Raw genomic sequence first — 2,809 nt, 5'->3', positions numbered from 1 at the left:
CACCACCGGCCCGCGTTCCGGCGTGATGCCGTGACGCTCCAGCGCCATCACGCACAGCATGGCCGTATAGCCGGCGGTGCCCACGGCCATCGCATCCTTCGGGGTCATGCCATCGGGCAGCGGCACCAGCCAGTCGCCATTCACCCGCGCGCGCCCGGCATAGGCGCCATAATGCGTCTCGCCCACGCCCCAGCCATTGAGAATAACCTTATCGCCCTCTTTCCAGCCGTCATGGGTGGATTTCGTCACCGTGCCGGCGAAATCGATGCCCGGCACGAGCGGAAAGCGCCGCACCACAGGGGCCTTGCCGGTAATGGCGAGCCCGTCCTTGTAGTTGACCGTGGTTGCCTCCACGGCGACTGTAACGTCGCCCTCCATCAGGTCGTCCTCAGAAAGCTCCGTCCATTCGACCGACTGCTTCTTGTCCTCGTCGCGCGAAATCAGAACCGCTTGAAACGTGTCCGCCATCACTCACTCCGGCTGGTTACGGTCATCGATGATCGCAGACTTTGCGGCGCGGCGGGCGCGAGGTCAATCCGCGTGCGTCTGGCCACCCGTGCGGCCGCGCCGCCAGTCAAGAAACTCGTCGAGGATGACAAGCCCCGCACCGATGGTGATGAACACATCGGCCAGATTGAAGATCGCAAACGACCAGACCGGCGTGTGGAAATAGATGTAGTCGGTGACGAAACCGTTGGTGAGCCGGTCGATGAGATTGCCGAACGCCCCACCCAGAATGAGCGCGAAGCCGAGGCGCGCCCATTTTTGGGCAGATCCCGTGCGCAGTGCGAGATACCCGATGAACAGGATCACGCCTGCCATCACGAGGCTGAGTGCCATGTCGCTCATGCCGGAAAACATGGAGAAGGCAATGCCGGTGTTGCGTGAATGCAGAAGCGAGAGGAACGGCAGAAGCTCGATCCGCTCATGCAGCGGCATCATCGTCTCGACCAGTTCCTTCACCACCTGATCTGCGACCGTGAAGAGCACGATCAGCAGCGCGTAGAACCCGATGGCGCGTGCGCTCATGCGTCGGCCCTTTCTTCAAGCGGCAGCGCCTCGCGCCGGATTTCATAAAGCATCACGCCCGTTGCCACGGCGAGATTGAGCGAATCCGCCCGCCCCGCCTGCGGGATGCGCACGAGCGTGTCGCAGCTTTCGGCAAGCTGATCCGGCAGGCCCTGCTGCTCATTGCCCATCAGGAGCAGGACCGGCCCCTTCTTGTAATCGACGGTGCGATAATCGACCGAGCCCTTCAGATGCGTGCCCACAACCCGGCCGGCAAAACCTTTCCGCCAGGCGAGAAACGCCTCTTCGCCGGTGCGCACGATGGGCACGGCGAATATGGAGCCATAGTGGCCCGGACCGTCTCGAAGGAAAACGGGTCGGTGCAGTCGCCAACCAGGATGACGCCCTTTGCGCCCACGGCGTCCACGGTGCGCAGAACGGTGCCCAGATTGCCAGGATCGCGGACCCGGTCGAGTGCCACCCAGACCTCGCCCTCGGCCGGTTTAACCGTATCGAGCTTCACGGTTTTCTGTTCGAAGACACCCACCACCATCTGCGGATTGTCGCGCTTGGTAACGGCAGACATCACCTTTTCGCTGACGATCAGAACAAGACCGCCGGATGCCACCGTGCGGGCGGCAAGCCGCTCCACCGCCTCATTGCCGCGCCCCGCCTTGGCATAGAGAAGCGTGCGGATCGTCCAGCCGGCATCGAACGCGTCGATCACCAGCTTCTGTCCCTCGCAATGAAGGCGTGTTCGCGGTCGCGATACTTCTTCTGAGCCAGCGCGCGAATGTCCTTGATGATCGGATTGGTCAGGCTGGTGACTTCCTTCACCTGACCCGGCCTGCGCCGCTCGTTTTCATGTCCGCTCATGATGCCACCCAGCGCGAAAAGAGCGAGGTGGACAGCGCGCGGCCTGCCGACTTCTCGCGAATGATCAGTTCTCCCGATTCCACCCGGCCACCATCGCCGGCGAATGTGTCGCGCATCAGGGCGTGGATGGCGAAGAAGGACGCGCGGATGGAATAGGCCGTCAGCACCACCGCCAGCGGCTTGGGTGTCAGGATCGAGCGGCAGAGATCGGCCAGATAGGGCAGATCCTCGAACAGCTGCCACACTTCGCCCTTGGGCCCGCGCCCATAGGCGGGCGGATCGAACAGAACGATGTCATAGGCATTGCCGCGTCGCGCCTCGCGCTCTGCAAATTTAACCGCATCTTCGCAGATCCAGCGGATCGGCCTGTCGCCAAGACCGGCCATTTCCTGGTTCTCACGTGCCCAGCCGATCGCCTTCTTGGAAGCGTCCACATGGGTCACTTCAGCCCCCGCACGGGCCGCAACCAGCGAGGCAAGCCCCGTATAGCCAAACAGGTTCAGCACTTTCACCGGGCGGCGCGCCTCGCGCACCAATGTTTCCATGTGCGACCAGTGCGTCGCCTGCTCAGGAAACACCCCAACATGGCGAAACGAGGTGAAACGGCCGAGATAGTCGATCCCGTCATGGCGCATCGGCCATGTTTCGCCAAGCGGCTCCCTGGGGAAACGCCAGCGGCCCATGCCTTCTTCGTCGGTATCGCCGGTAAAGATGGCATCCGCCCTGTTCCATTCCGACGGGCCAAGCGCAGGTTGCCAGATCGCCTGCCCCTCAGGCCGCACGATGCGGTAGGGGCCGTACTGTTCGAGCTTCTGCCCTCCGCCGGAATCGAGCAGGGCATAGTCTTCATTGGGCAGCACTTCGAGAATGACGGGCAGGCGCTCATCCGGCAGGGTACCGCCGCGCCGCGGCGGCGCGGGGCGCG

General features: G+C 63.3%; 3 protein-coding genes and 1 pseudogene. All 4 read right to left on the bottom strand.

Annotated elements, in window-relative coordinates; genetic code table 11:
- Window positions 1-468 (bottom strand): alcohol dehydrogenase catalytic domain-containing protein (locus tag JCM21793_RS22860; protein ID WP_025031845.1); only part of this gene is annotated, 468 nt, incomplete at its 3' end.
- A 63-nt stretch (window positions 469-531) separates the two neighbouring features.
- Window positions 532-1,029, bottom strand: a complete 498-nt coding sequence (lspA, locus tag JCM21793_RS22855) for a signal peptidase II (protein ID WP_007008129.1) — start codon at window positions 1,027-1,029, stop codon at window positions 532-534.
- Window positions 1,026-1,884, bottom strand: a pseudogene (locus JCM21793_RS27940) (TrmH family RNA methyltransferase). Before JCM21793_RS27940 ends, lspA begins: the two are co-directional and overlap by 4 nt.
- Window positions 1,881-2,809 (bottom strand): RsmD family RNA methyltransferase (locus JCM21793_RS22845; protein ID WP_025031844.1); only part of this gene is annotated, 929 nt, incomplete at its 5' end. The pseudogene JCM21793_RS27940 and the gene JCM21793_RS22845, both read right to left, overlap by 4 nt.

Source organism: Nitratireductor aquibiodomus NL21 = JCM 21793, assembly GCF_000615975.1.
Lineage (GTDB): Bacteria > Pseudomonadota > Alphaproteobacteria > Rhizobiales > Rhizobiaceae > Nitratireductor > Nitratireductor aquibiodomus.
This window is presented reverse-complemented; position numbering and strand designations above follow the sequence as displayed.

Coding starts and splice junctions, on each gene's coding strand:
- lspA (WP_007008129.1), bottom strand. CDS start 1,029: ATGAGCGCACGCGCCATCGGGTTCTACGCGCTGCTGATCGTGCTCTTC.